Origin of the sequence: Sorangium sp. So ce327 (assembly GCF_051530205.1) — a bacterium.
In the GTDB taxonomy this organism is placed as follows: domain Bacteria; phylum Myxococcota_A; class Polyangia; order Polyangiales; family Polyangiaceae; genus Sorangium; species Sorangium cellulosum_B.
Window position 1 is genome coordinate 6835359 of record NZ_CP150330.1, and the last position, 16319, is coordinate 6851677.

At 70.6% G+C, this 16319-nt stretch carries 13 protein-coding genes; 11 read left to right on the forward strand and 2 right to left on the reverse strand.

Annotated elements, in window-relative coordinates; genetic code table 11:
• Positions 1 to 43: 43 nt before the first annotated feature.
• Complete coding sequence (locus WME95_RS25510; RefSeq protein WP_437901990.1) at positions 44 to 1387, forward strand: DUF5995 family protein; 1344 nt, start codon at positions 44 to 46, stop codon at positions 1385 to 1387.
• 62 nt (positions 1388 to 1449) lie between these two features.
• Entirely contained in the window at positions 1450 to 2400 is a 951-nt protein-coding gene (locus WME95_RS25515; protein ID WP_437901991.1) for a hypothetical protein, read from the forward strand.
• A gap of 12 nt (positions 2401 to 2412) precedes the next feature.
• Here the strand turns inward: WME95_RS25515 and WME95_RS25520 are convergent, their stop codons facing one another.
• Positions 2413 to 4005: an FAD-dependent oxidoreductase gene (locus WME95_RS25520; RefSeq protein ID WP_437901992.1), complete on the reverse strand. Its 1593-nt coding sequence runs from the start codon at positions 4003 to 4005 to the stop codon at positions 2413 to 2415.
• 617 nt (positions 4006 to 4622) lie between these two features.
• Here WME95_RS25520 and WME95_RS25525 point away from each other — a divergent pair.
• The 3 genes from WME95_RS25525 to WME95_RS25535 all read left to right on the forward strand — a co-directional run bounded on the left by WME95_RS25525 (position 4623) and on the right by WME95_RS25535 (position 8268).
• Positions 4623 to 5450, forward strand: a complete 828-nt coding sequence (locus WME95_RS25525) for a hypothetical protein (RefSeq protein ID WP_437901994.1) — start codon at positions 4623 to 4625, stop codon at positions 5448 to 5450.
• A 2-nt stretch (positions 5451 to 5452) separates the two neighbouring features.
• The gene (locus tag WME95_RS25530; RefSeq protein ID WP_437901995.1) at positions 5453 to 6970 is read left to right on the forward strand and encodes a hypothetical protein; all 1518 of its coding nucleotides are present in this window, start codon (positions 5453 to 5455) and stop codon (positions 6968 to 6970) included.
• An 86-nt stretch (positions 6971 to 7056) separates the two neighbouring features.
• The gene (locus WME95_RS25535) at positions 7057 to 8268 is read left to right on the forward strand and encodes a trypsin-like peptidase domain-containing protein (RefSeq protein ID WP_437901996.1); all 1212 of its coding nucleotides are present in this window, start codon (positions 7057 to 7059) and stop codon (positions 8266 to 8268) included.
• 392 nt (positions 8269 to 8660) lie between these two features.
• On the opposite strand, the gene ppsA is transcribed toward WME95_RS25535, so the two are convergent.
• The gene (ppsA, locus tag WME95_RS25540; protein WP_437901997.1) at positions 8661 to 10988 is read right to left on the reverse strand and encodes a phosphoenolpyruvate synthase; all 2328 of its coding nucleotides are present in this window, start codon (positions 10986 to 10988) and stop codon (positions 8661 to 8663) included.
• Between the two features lie 165 nt (positions 10989 to 11153).
• On the opposite strand from ppsA, the gene WME95_RS25545 reads away from it, so the two are divergent.
• Genes WME95_RS25545 through WME95_RS25570 form a run of 6 tightly spaced genes read left to right on the forward strand, consistent with a single transcriptional unit; the run spans position 11154 to position 16317 of the window.
• Positions 11154 to 12344 (forward strand): 4Fe-4S dicluster domain-containing protein, encoded by a 1191-nt coding sequence (locus WME95_RS25545; RefSeq protein ID WP_437901999.1) that lies wholly within the window; start codon positions 11154 to 11156, stop codon positions 12342 to 12344.
• Positions 12345 to 12350: 6 nt separating this feature from the next.
• On the forward strand, positions 12351 to 12818 hold the full coding sequence (locus WME95_RS25550; RefSeq protein WP_437902000.1) for a cyclic nucleotide-binding domain-containing protein: 468 nt from the start codon (positions 12351 to 12353) through the stop codon (positions 12816 to 12818).
• Positions 12815 to 13738, forward strand: a complete 924-nt coding sequence (locus tag WME95_RS25555; protein ID WP_437902001.1) for an FAD/NAD(P)-binding protein — start codon at positions 12815 to 12817, stop codon at positions 13736 to 13738. The genes WME95_RS25550 and WME95_RS25555 overlap by 4 nt, the downstream gene beginning before the upstream one ends.
• 5 nt (positions 13739 to 13743) lie before the next feature.
• Entirely contained in the window at positions 13744 to 14520 is a 777-nt protein-coding gene (locus tag WME95_RS25560; RefSeq protein ID WP_437902002.1) for an oxidoreductase, read from the forward strand.
• Positions 14510 to 15814, forward strand: a complete 1305-nt coding sequence (locus tag WME95_RS25565; protein WP_437902004.1) for a Ni/Fe hydrogenase subunit alpha — start codon at positions 14510 to 14512, stop codon at positions 15812 to 15814. Before WME95_RS25560 ends, WME95_RS25565 begins: the two co-directional genes overlap by 11 nt.
• Positions 15811 to 16317, forward strand: a complete 507-nt coding sequence (locus tag WME95_RS25570) for a hydrogenase maturation protease (protein ID WP_437902006.1) — start codon at positions 15811 to 15813, stop codon at positions 16315 to 16317. The genes WME95_RS25565 and WME95_RS25570 overlap by 4 nt, the downstream gene beginning before the upstream one ends.
• Positions 16318 to 16319: the final 2 nt, after the last annotated feature.

A 16319-nucleotide genomic window follows, 5' to 3' on the forward strand; every position in this document is an offset into this window, starting at 1 on the left:
GCGGGCCCCATTCGTCGCGAGGAGCATGCCCGGAAGGATCACCATGCAGGACAACGAGATCTATTACTTTCAGATAGCTCATGGTAACTGGACGGGGAATTTCTCTTTCAAGATAGTGCACTTCGGGCGGCTCATGCGCGAAGCCCCGCTGCCGGAGCAGCTCTGGGCCGTCGCGCTGCACCTGGCCTGCCGCCTGGCGCAGAAGCAGGTGATCACGTCCACGATCCTGGGTTATCCCGGCAGCCGCGTGGCTCGGAGCTGGGCGGTGGTCACCGCGAACACCTTCGTCTTCACGCCGCCGGTTCGCCTCTATGCTCTCCGTGGCCACTACCAGCTTGATCCGGACGGGACCAACGTCGTTGTTCGCATGCGCGAGGAGTTCGGTCCGATCCCGCTCCTGTTCCACCGGGACACCCGGGCAACCGCGAGGATCACAGACGAGGGCAGGCGCGCGGAGTATCAGCGCACGATGTTCGGCTCGGCGTGGCAGGGTGTCTATGAGGTGGCGCCGACATCCGACGAAGTTCACGTCCGGTACAGCTCCGCATGGGGCGAGCTCAAATATACCGTCCGCAAGACCCAGCTCGCCGCCCCGCTCCTGCGACGTTCCGTCAGCGACGCGGAGATGCGGCTCGTCGCGATCGCGGAGCAGCTCGACCGGCTGACCGAGGAGCAGCGGAGCCGCCGTGACATGAAGGCCGTATTCACCGGCGTCTACGCGCAGATGTCCTACGCGCTCTCACGCGTCCTACAGCAGCGCGAGATCGAGGTCGCCACGCAGCCGCGCCTAATCGTGAAAAAGGTGAACGATCCCGACTGGGTAGCCGCGCTGGCCGAGGCGTTCGTGGCCCGGTACCTCGGCGCGGTCGACGCGTACGAGCGCGGCCGGTACACCCCCAGGCACTGGGCGCTCGTCTTCGACACGCTCAAGACGCGAGCGCTCACCGAGATAGACGCGCTCGCCCTGACAATGTTCGCGCATATCGTGGCCGATCTGCCGCACGCGCTCTGCGACGTGGGCGCCGCGCCGGGCTCGAGCGAGCAGTTGGAGGACTTCGAGGTCGTGAACGAGGTCGCGTCCCAGCAGGTCGCCGACATGAAGCAGCGCTTCGCGGACACCTACGGTTCTCTCTACGGCTGGCTGGATCTGCTCGACGGCCAGATCGCGGACGTCTTCCTCGACCGCCGCGTGCGCGAGCTCCGCTCGCTGGCGTGGTACACCGCAGCGCGCTTGCGGGGCAGCCAGGCGGCGCGGCTCGACGCCGAGGCGCAGATCACGAGGAGCGTCGAGGAATTCGTCAGCGATCTCCTCGACGTCGGGCATGCGCCCGTGGCGCTCGCGGCCAGCCTGTTCCGCCGGGTGGTCGCGCGGCGCGTTCGCTGGTGAGCAGCCCGCCGCTGTTCGGGTGCAGCTCGCGGATCATAGACAGAGCAGGAGGAAATGAGGCGATGGTTGACAACCAGGAACGAAGCAAAGGCGACGCCGAGAGGTGGATCGAGCTCATCGAGTACGCGGCACAGGGCCGCGGCGAGCTCGGGACCGCTCCGACCGACATTCGCGACCGGCTGAACGGCATCGCGCAGCACACGGGGGCGCTCCGGTTCACTGCCGCGGCGGGCCTCGGGTCCCTGCCCCCCGCGGCGTGGGCGATGCCTGACGAGGAGGCGACGGCCATCTCCGCACAAGCGCTGGCGCTGCTCGATGTGACCGCGGACCAGGCGCGAGCGATCGACCACTATCTCGCCGCCGTGGACCAGCTGGCCAACAAGCCCAAGTCACGCGATGCGCTCCTGAGGGCCGCGCGAGCGCTGACCGACGCGGGTGTCCCCGAGTGGACACCGCTGTTTCGGCGCCACCATATTGTGCTGGAGACGGACGGCCCCGAACAGCGCGCCTACGCCAAGGTGCCCATCCGGAAGCGGCTGGATCGCATCGCGTGGGTCGTGCACCCGAAGTTCTGGAGGAGCTGCATCCGCCAGGTCGCGGACATCGAATTCCTCGATGGCGCGGTGACCAGCGGGCTGGAGTGGCGGGCGCGGATGCTCGAGACGGTGAACCTGACGCACCCCGTCAGGCTGGGCGCGGCCACGCTCAAGTGCGAGCTCGACGTCAAGTACTCCTGCATCCCCGGGAGACGCGCCCTGGTGGAGTATACGCTGGTCGAGGATCGAAGCGGCATTCTCTCTATCAACGAAGGTAGCATCCTCGTCGCGCCGGTCGATCAACAGGAGCAAACGCTATCGCTGGTCACGATCAAGAAGCGCGTCGTGGTCCGCAGCGGACAGTCGATCGGCGAGCTCTTCGAGTACGACCCCCACGGCCTCGAGAGCATGCTGGCCTACTGGATCATGCAGGCTCACAGCGAGTGCCCGGGTGCCGGTCCGCACCATATCGCCTGATCCGCGCGGTGGTCACTGCATCTGCTCGCGGTACCCGACCACGGCGCGGAACAGCCCGCTCAGCTGGAGGGCGCTCCTCAGCAGGGGCACGAGCCCCCCCGGCTCGGACATCGGCGTCACCTGCCGCGTCGGATGACCGATCTCACGCAAGACGAAGTTGGCCGCCTCGATGCCAGACACGACCGCGCCCTCCATCCCAACGACACCAAAGCTGTTCGCGGTGTAGTCGCCGGCGAGAAACAGGTTCGAGAGGGGCGTCGCGACGGTCGGCCGCTCCGCGTCGGATCCGCAGGTCGTGATGAAGTAGTCGTCGTGCCTCGTTCGGTGGAACCACCGCGCCACGATGCGCTCTCGCCTTGCTTCCGGGAACACCCTCTCGATGGCACGCTCGGCCGTCTCGAGCACCTCCTGGTCGGACTCGTTGCTCCAGAGTTCCTCCTCTCCGACGAGCTCCAGCACCGAGCCCGGGCCGTCGGGCGCGCTCCAAACGTGCGCCCTGTCGATGAGCGTGGCGAAGGGCCCGGGCAGCGCGATCACCATATCTTGTAGATCCGGGGGGGTGACGACACGATCATAATAGATCTGGTACCCCATCGTTGGCTGCGCCACGAGGCGGTCGAACGATGCGAAGAACGGCGTCGTGAGCAGCTCGTCGTCGAGCGCGAGGCGTAGCGCCTTCGGCGGCAATGCGGCGATGTAGTAGTCGCCGGTGAGCGGCTCCCCTGCCTCGGGCTGAGGCGTGACGGTGCTGTTGTAGTAGCTGAGGTGGTAGGAGCCCTCGTGGCTCGCCTCGTTGCCATGAGGCGATCCCGGCGGCGCCTCCAGATGGAGGCCGGTCACCCGCGCCCCGTTACGCGTGATGCGCCGGACCGGGTGGAAGCGAAGAATACGGCCGCCTGCCTGCTCGAAGGCACGCGCGAGGGGGGCGACCAGCACCTCGCCGGAGGGCCCATCGAGGTAGTTCACCTCCTGTGCCGTGCGGTTCTGCTGCGTGAGCCGCAGCGCCTGCAGCATCGCCAGCGCGGACGGGTCGTAGGCCAGGTTGAACATCGCGTGCTCGCCCATCCGGAAGAGAGTCGATGTTCGGGTCGAATCGGAGATGCCCAGTGACTTTGCGAACTGCCCGAACGACATCTCATCGAGCCTGCGTCGCTCTCGCGGGGATAGCCGCTCCGGTCGCAACATCAAGGCTGCGAGGAAGAGGCGCGCGAGCGCCAGCGCCTCATGCGCGGGGAGGACACCGGCGCCGCCGAGCAGATGGAGCGGCGAAGGCAGGGGCAGCGGCCTCAGCGTCGCGAGCCTGCCTGCCCGGGTGACCACGTTCGCGCCGCGCTCGCTCTTCTTGAGGTGGGAGAGCGCCTGAGGCGCGGCCTCCGCGAGCAGCCGCTTGAGGTTGGGGTAGTCGAATACCACGTGCAGGCCGTGCTCGACGTCATAGCTGCTGCCGCCCGCCGTGTGTCGCATCGACGAGGCCTTGCCGCCGAGCACGTGACCGCGCTCGACGATCATCACGTCGAGCTGCCCGCGCGCGTTGTGAAGCAGGGTCCAGCCGGCGGCCAGACCCGCGAGCCCGCCGCCAGCGATCACGACCTTTGCCTTCTTCATCGATCCTCCAGTGCTCACTTTGCGCGGGGCGCGGCTGCGCGTCACGAAAATCCGCCCGGCGCTGCTCCAAGGCACGATGAGGAGCCACGCCGCCCACGCCGGCGGCCCGGAGCATACACTGTCGAGCGAGGCGGCCACCCCGCCGATCAGGGCGCCTCCTCCGGCGCGCCACGCGTGGCGCGGTACGCCATTCGTGGCGCACGAGCTCTCCGCCCGGCGTCCAGCCTGTCCACGCGGCGCGGCTGGCTTTGCGGACCAGAGCCCTCCCTTGCCGCGTCAGGCGCGCATGGCGGACGCGGCACGGCTTGTGCTCAGGGCTGGATGCAGGTGCTTTCAGGGGAAGTCAGCCATTCATCCACTCCGTGCCGCCAGCGTTCCGCGATACGGCGCCGCTCTGCGCTCGGCGCGAGCCTCCGGCGACCTGCGGTGCGCGGCGGGCGAGTGGTGTTGTGTTGAGGTGCGACTCCTGGTACGCGCCGTGTCCGTGAAAGCGCATGTTCTGGGTATCAATCAATGACGTTCGCGCAACGAAGGACCCTGGGGGGGGTTCGTATGCGCTCTCGAGGAGATAGATGAAACGAGAGCTGCTCTCTCGGTGGAACTCTCGGTGGGAGAGGATGAGAATCGGCCCCTCGGCGCTCGCTGCAGCCGCGGTCGCAGCGTTGACCGCGTCCTGCGAAGGACCGTTGCCGGTCTACTCCGTCCCCCGTACGTCGGTGCGCCTCATCCCCGAGATCTCGAAGATCGACGAGGTGGGGGGCCCGGTGTTCGTGCTCGTCGAGCTGGAGCTGCCGACGGACGCGAAGACCCATGTGATCGCGTATGTGCGCGCAAGCGGCGCGGAGGCCGACGCGCTGCCTGGTCCGGTGCTGTGCAGGACGGCCTCCGATGGCAGCGCTGGAGGCGGCAGCGGCGGAGCGGACGGCGGGAGCGACGCCGGTGGAGGGGGTGCGGACACAGGCGGCGGTGGGGCGCCACCGGCCGAGGGATCTGGAGGCGGGGGTCCCGGCGGGATGGGCGGCGGGGCGGCGACGCCGGAGAACGCCGATCTGACATTGCCGGACGTTGCGCTGCTCGCGCCGGCCGAGCAGCGCAACCTGCGGCAAGCGGGCTTTCTGGTGAATGTTCCGGCGGGAGACAGGGACGTTCAGCTCGTGGCGACAGTGTACGCACACGACGAAGACACTTCAGAATGCGAGCCCGCAAAGAGTCAGCTCCTCGCCATGGCAGCGGCGCGGATCGACCGCAGCGGGACGCCTGAGGACGGCGGTGGATCGGCAAGCGGCGGGGGCGGCGCCGGCGCGGGGGGGGCCGGCGGCAGCAGCGCCGGCGCGGGGGGGGCCGGTGGCAGCAGCGCTGGCGCGGGGGGGGCCGGTGGCAGCAGCGCCGGCGCGGGGGGGGCCGGTGGCGGGGGCGGTGCAGAGGACGGCGGGGGCGGAGGTTGAGAATGGGTGCACTGGGATTGGATGGAATGGTCCGGCGAATACGCTCAGCGTTACGTCTCCTGAAGCTGGGCATCTCGCTTGCGGCCGGCCTGGGGATCACCTTGATGGTGAAGGGGGAGGCACAGGGCGCAGCGCAGCCAGCGTGTCAGCTGCTCGACATCAAGGACATCGACCCGAAGACGAGCTCATTCATGGTCCAGCCATTGCTCTGCGACCGTGCCAGTCGACTGTTCGGCACGGTGGTTCTGCCTGACGACCCACCGCTGAGCATACGCGTCAATACAACGTCCATCACCCCCCGCCAGTGCGGGGCTGACACGCCGACCCGTGTACCAGGAGCGCAGTGCTTCGACGTTCCACCTCTCGACCCGGCCGCAGGCAACCTCGTTGTCGTCGTCGCCGGCGCGGACGGCACGCCATGGAAGGAGGCTTCGACCGGCGCCGCGAGCTGGCTCAAGCCCGTGGCGACGTTGCTCAAGGCTCCCGCTCCTGCTCTTCCGGAGCCAGACGTGAAGCCCGAGGCTTCGGCCCAGGGGGGGAGCGATCCTTGCGCCGGGGTCGCGGCCGGTGACCAGTTGCGCTGGTGCCAGGCGTATGACGCCGGACTCAGGGCCGCTGGCCTGTCGCCCAGAAGCGTCGATCAGAGCTCCCCCCACAAGCCCTTCAGCGAGTGGAACCAGCAACGGCACCACATCGCCGATCGCGGCGACGATGTGTACGTGCTCTTCTTCTCGGACGTGATACCGGTCGAGCCGGTGCCTCTGATCGATGAGGATGATACGGTCGTCCTCGTGGTCGTGCCCTCCGACCCGGCGAAGCCCATCGAGGAGCTTCGCGTGACGGAGTGCAACGGCGCCGCCCCGGTCCGCGTCGGAGGCCTGGGCAAGCTGCCTGGCGTAGCAGAAGCGGACGCCAAGGGGCTCCCCGGGCAGGAGCCAATGCACCGGCTGCGTATCGCGAAGGAATGCAGTGCGGACGGCGGGATTAAGGCGGTCGTGCGGCTCAAGAACGAGGTGAGCAGCAAGGATATCCAGGTGAAGACGCTGGCCCTGCACCGCTTCACGGTAGGGCTGGGACTGATCTACGACTTCAGTAGCGAGGTCGAGTTCCGAGCAGCGTCCGTCAAGGGCGAGAACACGCCGGTCGTCGTGCGGGACCAGCACCGCATCGGGCTCTCTCCGCCAGTTCCGTTCATCACGTTCCGCCCCGTGCTCGTGGACACGCGGCGCGAGCGGCGCATATCCGAGTGGTTTGGCCTCTCGCTCGGCATCTCGCTGGCCGAGCCGCTCGAGCACCTGTATCTGGGGCTGCTCGTCGAGCCGTGGCCAGGGTTCGGCGTGACCGGGGGCGTCCACTTTCAGACCGTCCCCTCGCTCGCCGGCGGCTACGTCGAGGGGGACCGCTTCCCGAGTGGCGAGGTGCCCGTCGATCGTCGGTGGTCGGCGGAGGGCGCTCCTCTCTTCGTGGGTCTCAACGTAGATGCCAGTCTCCTCGCCAAGATGCTGGAGGCCGTTCAATGAATCGGCTCGCTCTCGTCACAGCAGCGCTCACCGCCTGTGCATGGCCGTCCGCCGCGTCCGCTGGACCCGAGGACCTCGTGGTACGCGTGACCGTCGGTCAGCCAGTCGACTATGCCGACTTCGGCAGCGGCGTCGTGGTGAGCAAGGACCCGCCCATCGTGGCGACGTGCGCGCACGTGCTCGCCGGGGAGACGAACGTCTACGTCTACCTGGAGAGATACGATCGCTACGTGCCTGTGAAGAAGGCGTTCGCGCGCTTCGAGCACGACGTGGCCTTCCTCCTCCTCGACACGACGTACTGGAGTGCCTTCGCCGACGCCGCGGTGTGGGACAGCGGCTACGCATTCCCCAGCAGGAGGAGGGACAAGGTCGACGTCTCCCTGATCGGCTACAGCCGGAGGTCGACATCTCGCGTCGTGAAAGGCAGCCTCATGGGGCCGCAGATCACGCTGCGCGCGCTGGGCTCGTTCCCTCCCTGGATCGCGGGCGGAGATCGCCTCCCCGTCGTCGAGCTCGACGATCCGAACCACACGGGCCAGATCATCTACGGCGGTGACAGCGGCGCCCCGATATTCGTCGGGGAGAAGGTGGTCGCGCTCGCTGCAGGCTTCATCGATCTGCGCACAGGGGAGAGCCGCCGGATCCCCTTCGCGGTCCCGGCAAAGGAGCCCGTACCAGCCGAGGGGCAGATGCAACCCTTGCCGCTGCGCGGTACGGATCCTTACGCTTCGCTGCCTATCACGAGGTCCATCTGGAAGGCGTTTTTCGCCGGTGTACCGGTGAGCCCTCAGGTCGAGCCTTGCATGGATGCCATCGACACATCGATGGGAGAGTACGACGGGCGGCGCGAGGAGATGCCCTCGTTGCTGGGCAAGAACACGCAGCCGTTCTGCCAGCGTATCTTCCTTCAGCTGCGCAAGGAAGCGATCACCGAGGAGCGGGACGCGCGGGTCGGGCGTGAGCTACGCGCGTCCTCCGAGTTCGCGGCAGCCTTGGAGCTCGAGGCTCGCACGCTTGAAGCTCGGACGAAGAGGGACCAGACGCTGCTGCGCGCCCTGGAAGGCAAGCAGCGGGATGACTTCGCAGGTTTGCTCAGCGTCGGGCGGGCCCCGGTGAGAGAGGCAAGCGCCATCCCGAGGGGAAGGGCGCGAGATCTCGAGGTGCTTGCGGAGCAGTACGAGCGCTCGGCGATGGAGGCGAGATGGCGGCAAGTAGAGATCTTGCGAACCGGCGCCCTGCCGACGACCGCGAGCCCGTCGGGACAGCCGCCTGAGAGCGCGCAGGAAGCCGGCCCTTAGAATTCAAGGTGACTTCGTAGGAGACGCCCCTCGTTCATCCGGTGAAGCATACGGAGGGCAGGGCACCGGAATTCCCGGGACATCCAGCGCCGCGCGCGGCGACGGCCCCGAGATCCCCCTGCGCCGCCGGACCGCAGCCAGCGCTCCTGTCATCGCTCGGCGCCACCTAGACATCGCGAGCCGTCGCCGTGGTCCTCGCAGTCGTCGGCGACGCGGTGGCAGCGACGGCATCTCATGCTGTCGGGGCGCGGGCCCGGGCGTGCGCAGGCATCACCGATCTCGGGCGCAAACGCGCGAGACGTGCCGCGCGGAACCTGGACCTCCCGGAGGCGAGCCCCGATGCAACGAGAACCGATGAGCCGGCGGGTAGCGAGCAGGGCTCGTCGCCGCCGTCACGGCCGCCGCGCCGCGTCGAGCAAGAGCCGCCGCTCGGCCGCCGCGATGACCTGGCGCGCCGCGGGCTCGGCGTCCGGGTTCACCGAGATCGAGGTGATGCCGAGCCGCACGAGGTGCTCGGCGAACTCGGGGCGGTTCGACGGCGCCTGGCCGCAGAGCGACGAGGTGATCCCGGCCGCCCTGCACGCCTGGATGATCCGCCCGATGGCGTCGAGCACCGCCGCGTCGGACTCGTCGAACAGCTCGGCGCACACCGCGGAGTCGCGGTCCACCCCGAGCATGAGCTGGGTCAGATCGTTCGAGCCGATCGAGACGCCGTCGATGCCCATGCGCGCGTACTCCGGGATCCAGAACGCGACGGAGGGCACCTCCGCCATGACCCATCGGTGCAGCCCGCGCTGGCGGCCGAGCGGGCTCCGATCGACGAGCTCCAGGCAGGCCGCGAGCTCCCAGCGCGTGCGGACGAACGGGATCATGACATGCAGGTTCGGCGTCTCCTCGCGCACGCGGGCGAGCACCTCGAGCTCGAGCGCGAACAGCTCCGGCTCGCGGACGTACCGGTAGCAGCCGCGGTATCCGATCATCGGGTTCTCCTCGGCGGGCTCGAATTGCTCACCCCCCTTGAGCCCGCGGAACTCGTTGGTGCGGAAATCGTAGGTCCGGTAGATGACCGGACGGGGCTGGAAGGCGCGGGTGATGCGGAGCAGCGAGGCCGACATCTTCTGGAGGAACTCGTCGCGGCCGCCGGACGCGATCAGGGCCTTCGGATGCACGCCGCCGAGCGCGTCGAGCAGCATGAACTCGGCCCGGAGCAGCCCCACGCCGTCGACGGGCAACGCGGCCACCTCCTCGGCGCGCTCGGCGATCGCCAGGTTCACGTAGAGCCGCGTGCCGAGCACCGCCGGCGAAGCCGCGCGCGAGCCGGCGGCGGCCGGCACGCGCTCGGCCGGCGCCTCGGCCTTCGCGGCGGCCCCGGCTCCCGCACCCGCGGGCGCCCCGTCCGGAGCGGCCCAGGGCGCCTCCGCGGCGGGCCGGGCCCCTTCGAGGACCTTGCCGTGCGCGCCGTCGACGGTGACGATCTCGCCGTCCCGCAGGGTCCGCGTGGCGGCGCGCGTGCCCACGACACAGGGGATGCGGAGCTCGCGGCTGACGATCGCGGCGTGGCAGGTCATCCCGCCGCTGTCCGTGACGAGGGCCGCCGCGCGCCGGATGGCGGGCACCCAGTCGGGCGACGTCATGGGCGCCACGAGGACCTCCCCGGCCTTCAGCCGTTGCCCCTCCTCCGGCGAGCGGAGCACGCGCACCGTCCCGGACGCCGTGCCCGGGGACGCGCCGAGCCCCGAGACAAGGAGCTCTCCGGGGGCGGGGTGCGGCGCGCCCAGCGTGGTGATCGGGCGGGTCTGCACCAGGTACGTCGCCCCGCCCTCGACAGCCCACTCGATGTCCTGGGGAGCGTCGTAATGCCCTTCGACCTGCAGCGCGAGGCGCGCGAGCTCGAGCACCTCGTCGTCCTTGAGCACGCGCCGCGCGCCCTCGTCCTCCGGCAGATCCACGCGCAGCTCTCCGCCGTCCGGCGCGCGCACCAGCTTGAACGCCTTGTGGCCGACGCGCGCCTCCAGCAGCTGCGGCCCGCGCTTCGCGACCGTGTACGTGTCCGGCTCGACCTGCCCGCCCACCACGACCTCGCCGAGCCCGAACGCCGCCTCGATGACGAGGCGTGACGTGTCCTTCGTGGCGGGATCCGCGGTGAAGATGACGCCGGAGCGCTCGGAGCTCACCATGCGCTGCACGACGACCGCCAGGGCGGGCTCCTCCGTCAGGCGCTGGGATTTCCGATAGCTGACCACGCGCTCGCCGAAGGCGGAGGCCCAGCAGTCGCGCACGCGATCCAGCAACGCTTGATCGCCGGTCACGTTGGTGTACGTCTCGTGCATGCCGGCGAACGAGGTCGATGCCGAGTCCTCCGAGGTGGCGGACGACCGGACGGCCACGATGGTGTCGAGCCCCAGCCTCCGGTAGGCATCGACGATCTCCGCCTGGATCTCTGCCGGGAGCGGCGCGGCCCGGACGAGGCGCTGCAGCGCGGCGCAGGTCGCGCGCAGCGCGGCCGGGTCGCTCGGATCGGCCTCGGTGAAGAGCGCGACGAGCTGCTTTCGCACGCCCGCGGCGTCCATCGCCGCGAGGTACGCGTCCGCGCTGATGACGAAGCCCGGAGGCACGGGCAGGCCGGCGCGCGTGAGCTCCCCGAGGTTGCTGCCCTTTCCGCCGGCGGACGCGACATCCGCGCGAGACAATGAATCGAACCAGAGGACGTGCGCGGTCACCGTGTCTCCTCATCGAGATCTGGATGCCTCCGCTCGGCGCTGATGCGCCGGCGGACGCTCGATCGCCCGTGCGTGCGTCGGAGCAACAAGCGGACCCGCCGCGGTGCGAGTGTTGGTCGTCTGCTGCTCGAACCCAGCGGCACGGACCGTGCTCACCGGCCCCGCATGAGCGGCGCAGAGACCGGCTTTCATCCTGGCGATCGCGCCGTGCTCGGCCGGCCGGGGATCGCCGCGCTCCTCCAGGGCCTGCGCGAGGACGGGTACCGCCTCATCGGTCCCACGCTCCGCGGCGGGGCCATCGTGTACGACGAGATCCAGGGCGCGGAGGAGCTCCCTGCCGGCTGGACCGAGCAGCAGGAGGCCGGCCGCTACCGGCTCGCCAGGCGCGCGGACGAGGCGCTGTTCGGCTACGCGGTCGGGCCGCGGTCGCTCAAGCACCTCCTGTTCGTCCCCCGGCTGCGCCTGGTGCAGCTCAGGCGGCGCGGCGGAGCCATCTCCCGGACCGACGAGGCCGAGGCCCCTCCGCGCCTCGCCGTCCTCGGCGCGCGGGCGTGTGATCTCGCGGCGATCGACGTCCAGGACCGCGTCTTCGTCGACGGCCCGCATCCGGATCCCGACTATGTGGCGCGCCGCAGGGGCCTCTTCGTGATCGCGGTGCAGTGCGGGCAGGCCGGCGGGACGTGTTTCTGTGCGTCGATGCGGGCGGGGCCGCGCGCCGAGCGTGGCTTCGACCTCGCGCTGACCGAGCTCCTCGACGGTGGCCACCGCTTCTTCGTCGAGGTGGGCAGCGACGCCGGCGCTTCCTTGCTCGCGCGCGTGGGCGCGCCCCGCGCGGGCGAGGACGACGCCCGCGCGGCCTCCGAGGTCTCGCGCCGCACGGCGAGCCAGATGGGCAGGAAGCTCGAGACGGACGGCATCAAGGAGCTCCTCTATCGAAACCTCGAGCACCCCCGCTGGGACGACGTGGCCGAGCGTTGCCTCGGATGCACGAGCTGCACGCTCGCGTGCCCGACGTGCTTCTGCAGCACGATCGAGGACGCGACGGACCTCCCGGTCGACGAGGGCCGGGACATGGGTCGGGACTCCGGCGAGACGGCCGAGCGCTTCCGGCGCTGGGACTCGTGCTTCTCCCTCGACCACTCGTACCTGCACGGCGGCAGCGTCCGCGCCTCGCTCCGGGCCCGCTACAGGCAATGGCTCACGCACAAGCTGGCCACGTGGATCGATCAGTTCGGCACGTCCGGCTGCGTCGGCTGCGGCCGGTGCATCACGTGGTGCCCCGTCGGGATCGACATCACCGAAGAGGCGGCCGCCATCCGGGCCGGAGACGGCGCCGTCGCCGCCGGGAAGGGATAGGCGCCGATGAAGGCCGAGGAGCTCGTCCCCCTTCTCGGAGCCCATCCGTTCCTGGACGGGCTCCCGGCCGCGCACCTCGCGCGCCTGGCCGAGGGCGCATTTGCGCGGAGCTTCCCGGAGGGGGCGTTCCTCCTCCGGGAGGGAGGCGAGGCGGACGCGCTCTACCTGCTCGCGCAGGGGCGCGTGACGCTCGAGATCCACCGCCCCGGCCGCGACGCGGTGCAGGTCGAGAGCCTGGCGGGCGGGGACATCCTGGGCCTGCACTGGCTCTTCCCGCCGCGACGATGGGTGCTCGACGCGCGGGCGGTCACGCCGGTCCGCTCGATCGGGCTCGACGCAGCGCACCTGCGGGCGTGCTCGGACGCCGATCCCGCGCTCGGGTACGCCGTGTCCCTGCGCCTCCTGCGGCAGCTCTACGCGCGGCTGGAGCGCGTGCGGCTGCAGCGGCTCGATGTCTACGGGGCCGAGCCATGACCTTCGTGCCGCGGGACATCCCGCTGCCCTTCGCTCCGGACGCCGCGATGCCGAACCCCGGCTCGCCGCCTGGGGCTGCGGGTCGCCTGAGGGCGCCGAACCCCTGGGCGCCGGAGCCGGCGCGCGTGCGGCGCGTCCACCGCGAGACGGAGACGACCTTCACGGCGACGATCGACCTGCCGGGCCGCCCGGGTGGCCTCGTCTTCGCGCCCGGCCAGTTCAACATGCTCTACGCCTTCGGGGTCGGCGAGGTCGCGATCTCGATCAGCGGGGATCCCGCGCGGCCCGATCGGCTCCTGCACACGATCCGCGAGGCGGGCTCGGTCACGCGCGCGCTCGGCCGCCTCCGCTCGGGCATGGCGCTCGGGCTGCGCGGCCCGTTCGGCAATCCGTGGCCCGTCGACGAGGCGCGCGACGCGGACGTGCTGCTCCTCGCCGGCGGGCTCGGGATGGCGCCGCTGCGGCCGGCGCTCTGCCACATCCTCCGGCACCGGGCCGCCTATGGCCGCGTCGCGCTGCTCTACGGCGCCCGCGGGCCCGAGGACCTGCTCTACCGCAGGGAGCTCGAGCGCTGGAGCCGTCGCACCGACCTGCAGGTGCTCGTGACCGTGGACCGCGCGGGCCCCGGGTGGCGCGGGCACGTCGGGGTCGTGCCGGCCCTCCTGCGCCTCGCCGACTTCGATCCAGGCCGCGCGGTCGCGTTCGTCTGCGGGCCGGAGGTGATGATGCGCTTCACGGCGCGCGAGCTCGAGCGCCGCGGCGTCCCCGGCGAGCGCGTCCACGCCTCGCTCGAGCGGAACATGAAGTGCGCGGTGGGGATCTGCGGCCGCTGCCAGCTCGGGCCGAGCTTCGTCTGCAAGGACGGCCCCGTGCTCCGCTACGACCGCGTGAGACCGCTGCTCGCGGTCCGGGAGCTGTGAGCGCCATGGCGCGCAGCGCGAAGCCGAAGCTCGCCGTGTGGAAGTTCGCCTCGTGCGACGGCTGTCAGCTCAGCGTCCTCGACCTCGAGGACGAGCTCCTGTCGCTCGCCGCCGCGATCGACATCGCCTACTTCAAGGAGGCCACGAGCCTCGAGCGCGCGGGGCCGTTCGACCTGTCGCTGGTCGAGGGGTCGATCACGACGCCCGCCGACGCCGAGCGGATCCGCGAGGTCCGGCGGCTGTCGAAGGCGCTCGTCACGATCGGCGCCTGCGCGACGGCCGGGGGCATCCAGGCGCTACGCAACTTCGCGAATGTACGTGAGTTTTTGTCGGTCGTGTACGCCTCTCCCGCGTACATCGAGACCCTCGCCACCTCCACGGCGATAGCCGACCACGTCCCCGTCGACTTCGAGCTGCGCGGCTGCCCGGTGAACAAGCGCCAGCTCCTGGAGGTGATCAGCGCCTTTCTCCACGGGCGCCGGCCCAATGTCGCGAGCCACAGCGTCTGCGTCGAGTGCAAGATCCGCGGCAACGTGTGCGTGATGGTGACCGGCACGCCTTGCCTCGGCCCGGTGACGCACGCGGGCTGCGGCGCGCTCTGCCCGACCTACCAGCGCGGCTGCTACGGCTGCTTCGGGCCCATGGAGGCGCCGAACATGGAGTCGCTCTCGCGCGCATTCCAGGCGGCGGGCGTGCCGGAGCGCGACCTCGTGCGGCTCCACCGCGCCTTCAACGCGAACGCCCCGGCGTTCCGCGCGGAGAGCGAGCGGCATGAGCGCTGAAACGCGCACCATCGCGGTCGACTACCTGGCCCGCGTCGAGGGCGAGGGTTCGCTGACGCTCGTGCTCGAGGACGGGCGGGCGAAGGAGGCGCGCCTCTCGATCTTCGAGCCCCCGCGGTTCTTCGAGGCGTTCCTCCGCGGCCGGGGCTACGCGGAGGCGCCCGACATCACGTCCCGCATCTGCGGCATCTGCCCGGTCGCGTACATCACGAGCGCGTGCCGCGCGATGGAGGACGCGCTCGGCATCGAGCTCGGCCCGGAGCTCCGCGCGCTCAGGCGCCTCCTCTACTGCGGCGAGTGGATCGAGAGCCACGCCCTGCACGTCTTCCTGCTGCACGCACCCGACTTCCTCGGCTACCCGGACGCGATCGCCATGGCGCGCGACCACCGCGACTGGGTCGCGAAGGGCCTCGCCATCAAGAAGGCGGGGAACGCCATCGTCGCGCTCCTCGGGGGCCGCGAGATCCACCCGGTCAACACCCGCGTCGGTGGCTTCTACAGCGCGCCGTCCCGCGCGGACCTTGAGTGCCTGCTCCCCGAGCTGCGCGCCGGGCGTGAGCGCGCGCGCGCGTGCCTCTCCTGGATGGCGACGCTGCCGTGCCCGGAGCTCGAGCGGCCCTACGAGTTCGTCGCGCTCCGCAGCGACGACGTGTACGCGATCGCCGAGGGGCGCCTCGTCTCCTCGGGCGGGCTCGACATCGAGGTGCGCGACTACGACGCCCATTTCGTCGAGGAGCACGTCTCCTGGTCGACCGCGCTGAGGTCGAGGATCCATGGCAGTGGCAGCTATCTGTGCGGCCCGCTCGCGCGCTTCAACCTGAGCTTCGATCGCCTGCTCCCCGAGGTCCAGGACGCGGCGCGCGCCGCCGGCCTCGCCGTCCCGTGCCGCAACCCGTTCCGGAGCCTGCTTGTGCGCCTCGTGGAGATCCTTCAGGTGTTCGAGGAGTCGATCCGGATCATCGAGGCGTACGCGCCCCCGCTGGCGCCGTTCGTCGCGCCTCGCGCGGTCCGCGCGGGCAAGGGCTACGGCGGCTCCGAGGCGCCGCGCGGCTTCCTGTACCACCGCTACACGCTCGACGCCGAGGGGACGATCCTGGACGCCAAGATCGTCCCGCCCACCTCGCAGAACCAGCTCTCGATCGAGGAGGACCTCTGCGCGCTGTCGCCGTCCTTGGCGTCGCTGCCGCTCCGCGAGGCGACCGCGCGCGCCGAGCAGGCCGTGCGCAACCACGACCCCTGCATCTCCTGCGCGACGCACTTCCTCACCCTGCGCGTCGAGGAGGCGCCGCGATGACCGCGCGGATCATCGGCCTCGGGCAACGCGCGGCCGGCGACGACGCTGCCGGGCTCGCCGTGCTCGAGGCGCTGCGCCGCCGGGGTCTGCCGGGCGACGCGGAGGTCGTCGAGGCGAGGGACGCGACCGCGCTCGTCTCGCTCCTCCAGACGCCCTCGACGGTCGTGGTCGTCGACGCCGTGCTCGCGTCACCGCCCGGGGAGGTGCTCGATCTCTCGCCCTCGGACCTCGCCGCCGGTGCGCCTGTCCCGGTCTCGACGCACGGCCTCGGCGTCGGGCAGGCCATCGAGCTCGCTCGCATCACGGCGCCGGACCGGCTCTCGCCCGACATCCGCATCGTCGGCGTGAGCATCGGCATGATGCCTCATCAGCGGGGTTCGGGGCACAGGGCGCCGTCAGGCGACCCGGAGCCCCGAGCGTTGGACGAGCCCGGCCTGTCGCCCGACGTGGCCGCGGCGGTCCCCCGGGCTGTCGCCCGCGTCCTCTCGTTCCTCGGAGGGTGAGC

Excerpts from the sequence above, each read along its gene's own strand:
- WME95_RS25510 (WP_437901990.1), top strand. The coding sequence starts at position 44 with ATGCAGGACAACGAGATCTATTACTTTCAGATAGCTCATGGTAACTGG.
- WME95_RS25515 (WP_437901991.1), top strand. The coding sequence starts at position 1,450 with ATGGTTGACAACCAGGAACGAAGCAAAGGCGACGCCGAGAGGTGGATC.
- WME95_RS25520 (WP_437901992.1), bottom strand. The coding sequence starts at position 4,005 with ATGAAGAAGGCAAAGGTCGTGATCGCTGGCGGCGGGCTCGCGGGTCTG.
- WME95_RS25525 (WP_437901994.1), top strand. The coding sequence starts at position 4,623 with ATGAGAATCGGCCCCTCGGCGCTCGCTGCAGCCGCGGTCGCAGCGTTG.
- WME95_RS25530 (WP_437901995.1), top strand. The coding sequence starts at position 5,453 with ATGGGTGCACTGGGATTGGATGGAATGGTCCGGCGAATACGCTCAGCG.
- WME95_RS25545 (WP_437901999.1), top strand. The coding sequence starts at position 11,154 with ATGAGCGGCGCAGAGACCGGCTTTCATCCTGGCGATCGCGCCGTGCTC.
- WME95_RS25550 (WP_437902000.1), top strand. The coding sequence starts at position 12,351 with ATGAAGGCCGAGGAGCTCGTCCCCCTTCTCGGAGCCCATCCGTTCCTG.
- WME95_RS25555 (WP_437902001.1), top strand. The coding sequence starts at position 12,815 with ATGACCTTCGTGCCGCGGGACATCCCGCTGCCCTTCGCTCCGGACGCC.
- WME95_RS25560 (WP_437902002.1), top strand. The coding sequence starts at position 13,744 with ATGGCGCGCAGCGCGAAGCCGAAGCTCGCCGTGTGGAAGTTCGCCTCG.
- WME95_RS25565 (WP_437902004.1), top strand. The coding sequence starts at position 14,510 with ATGAGCGCTGAAACGCGCACCATCGCGGTCGACTACCTGGCCCGCGTC.
- WME95_RS25570 (WP_437902006.1), top strand. The coding sequence starts at position 15,811 with ATGACCGCGCGGATCATCGGCCTCGGGCAACGCGCGGCCGGCGACGAC.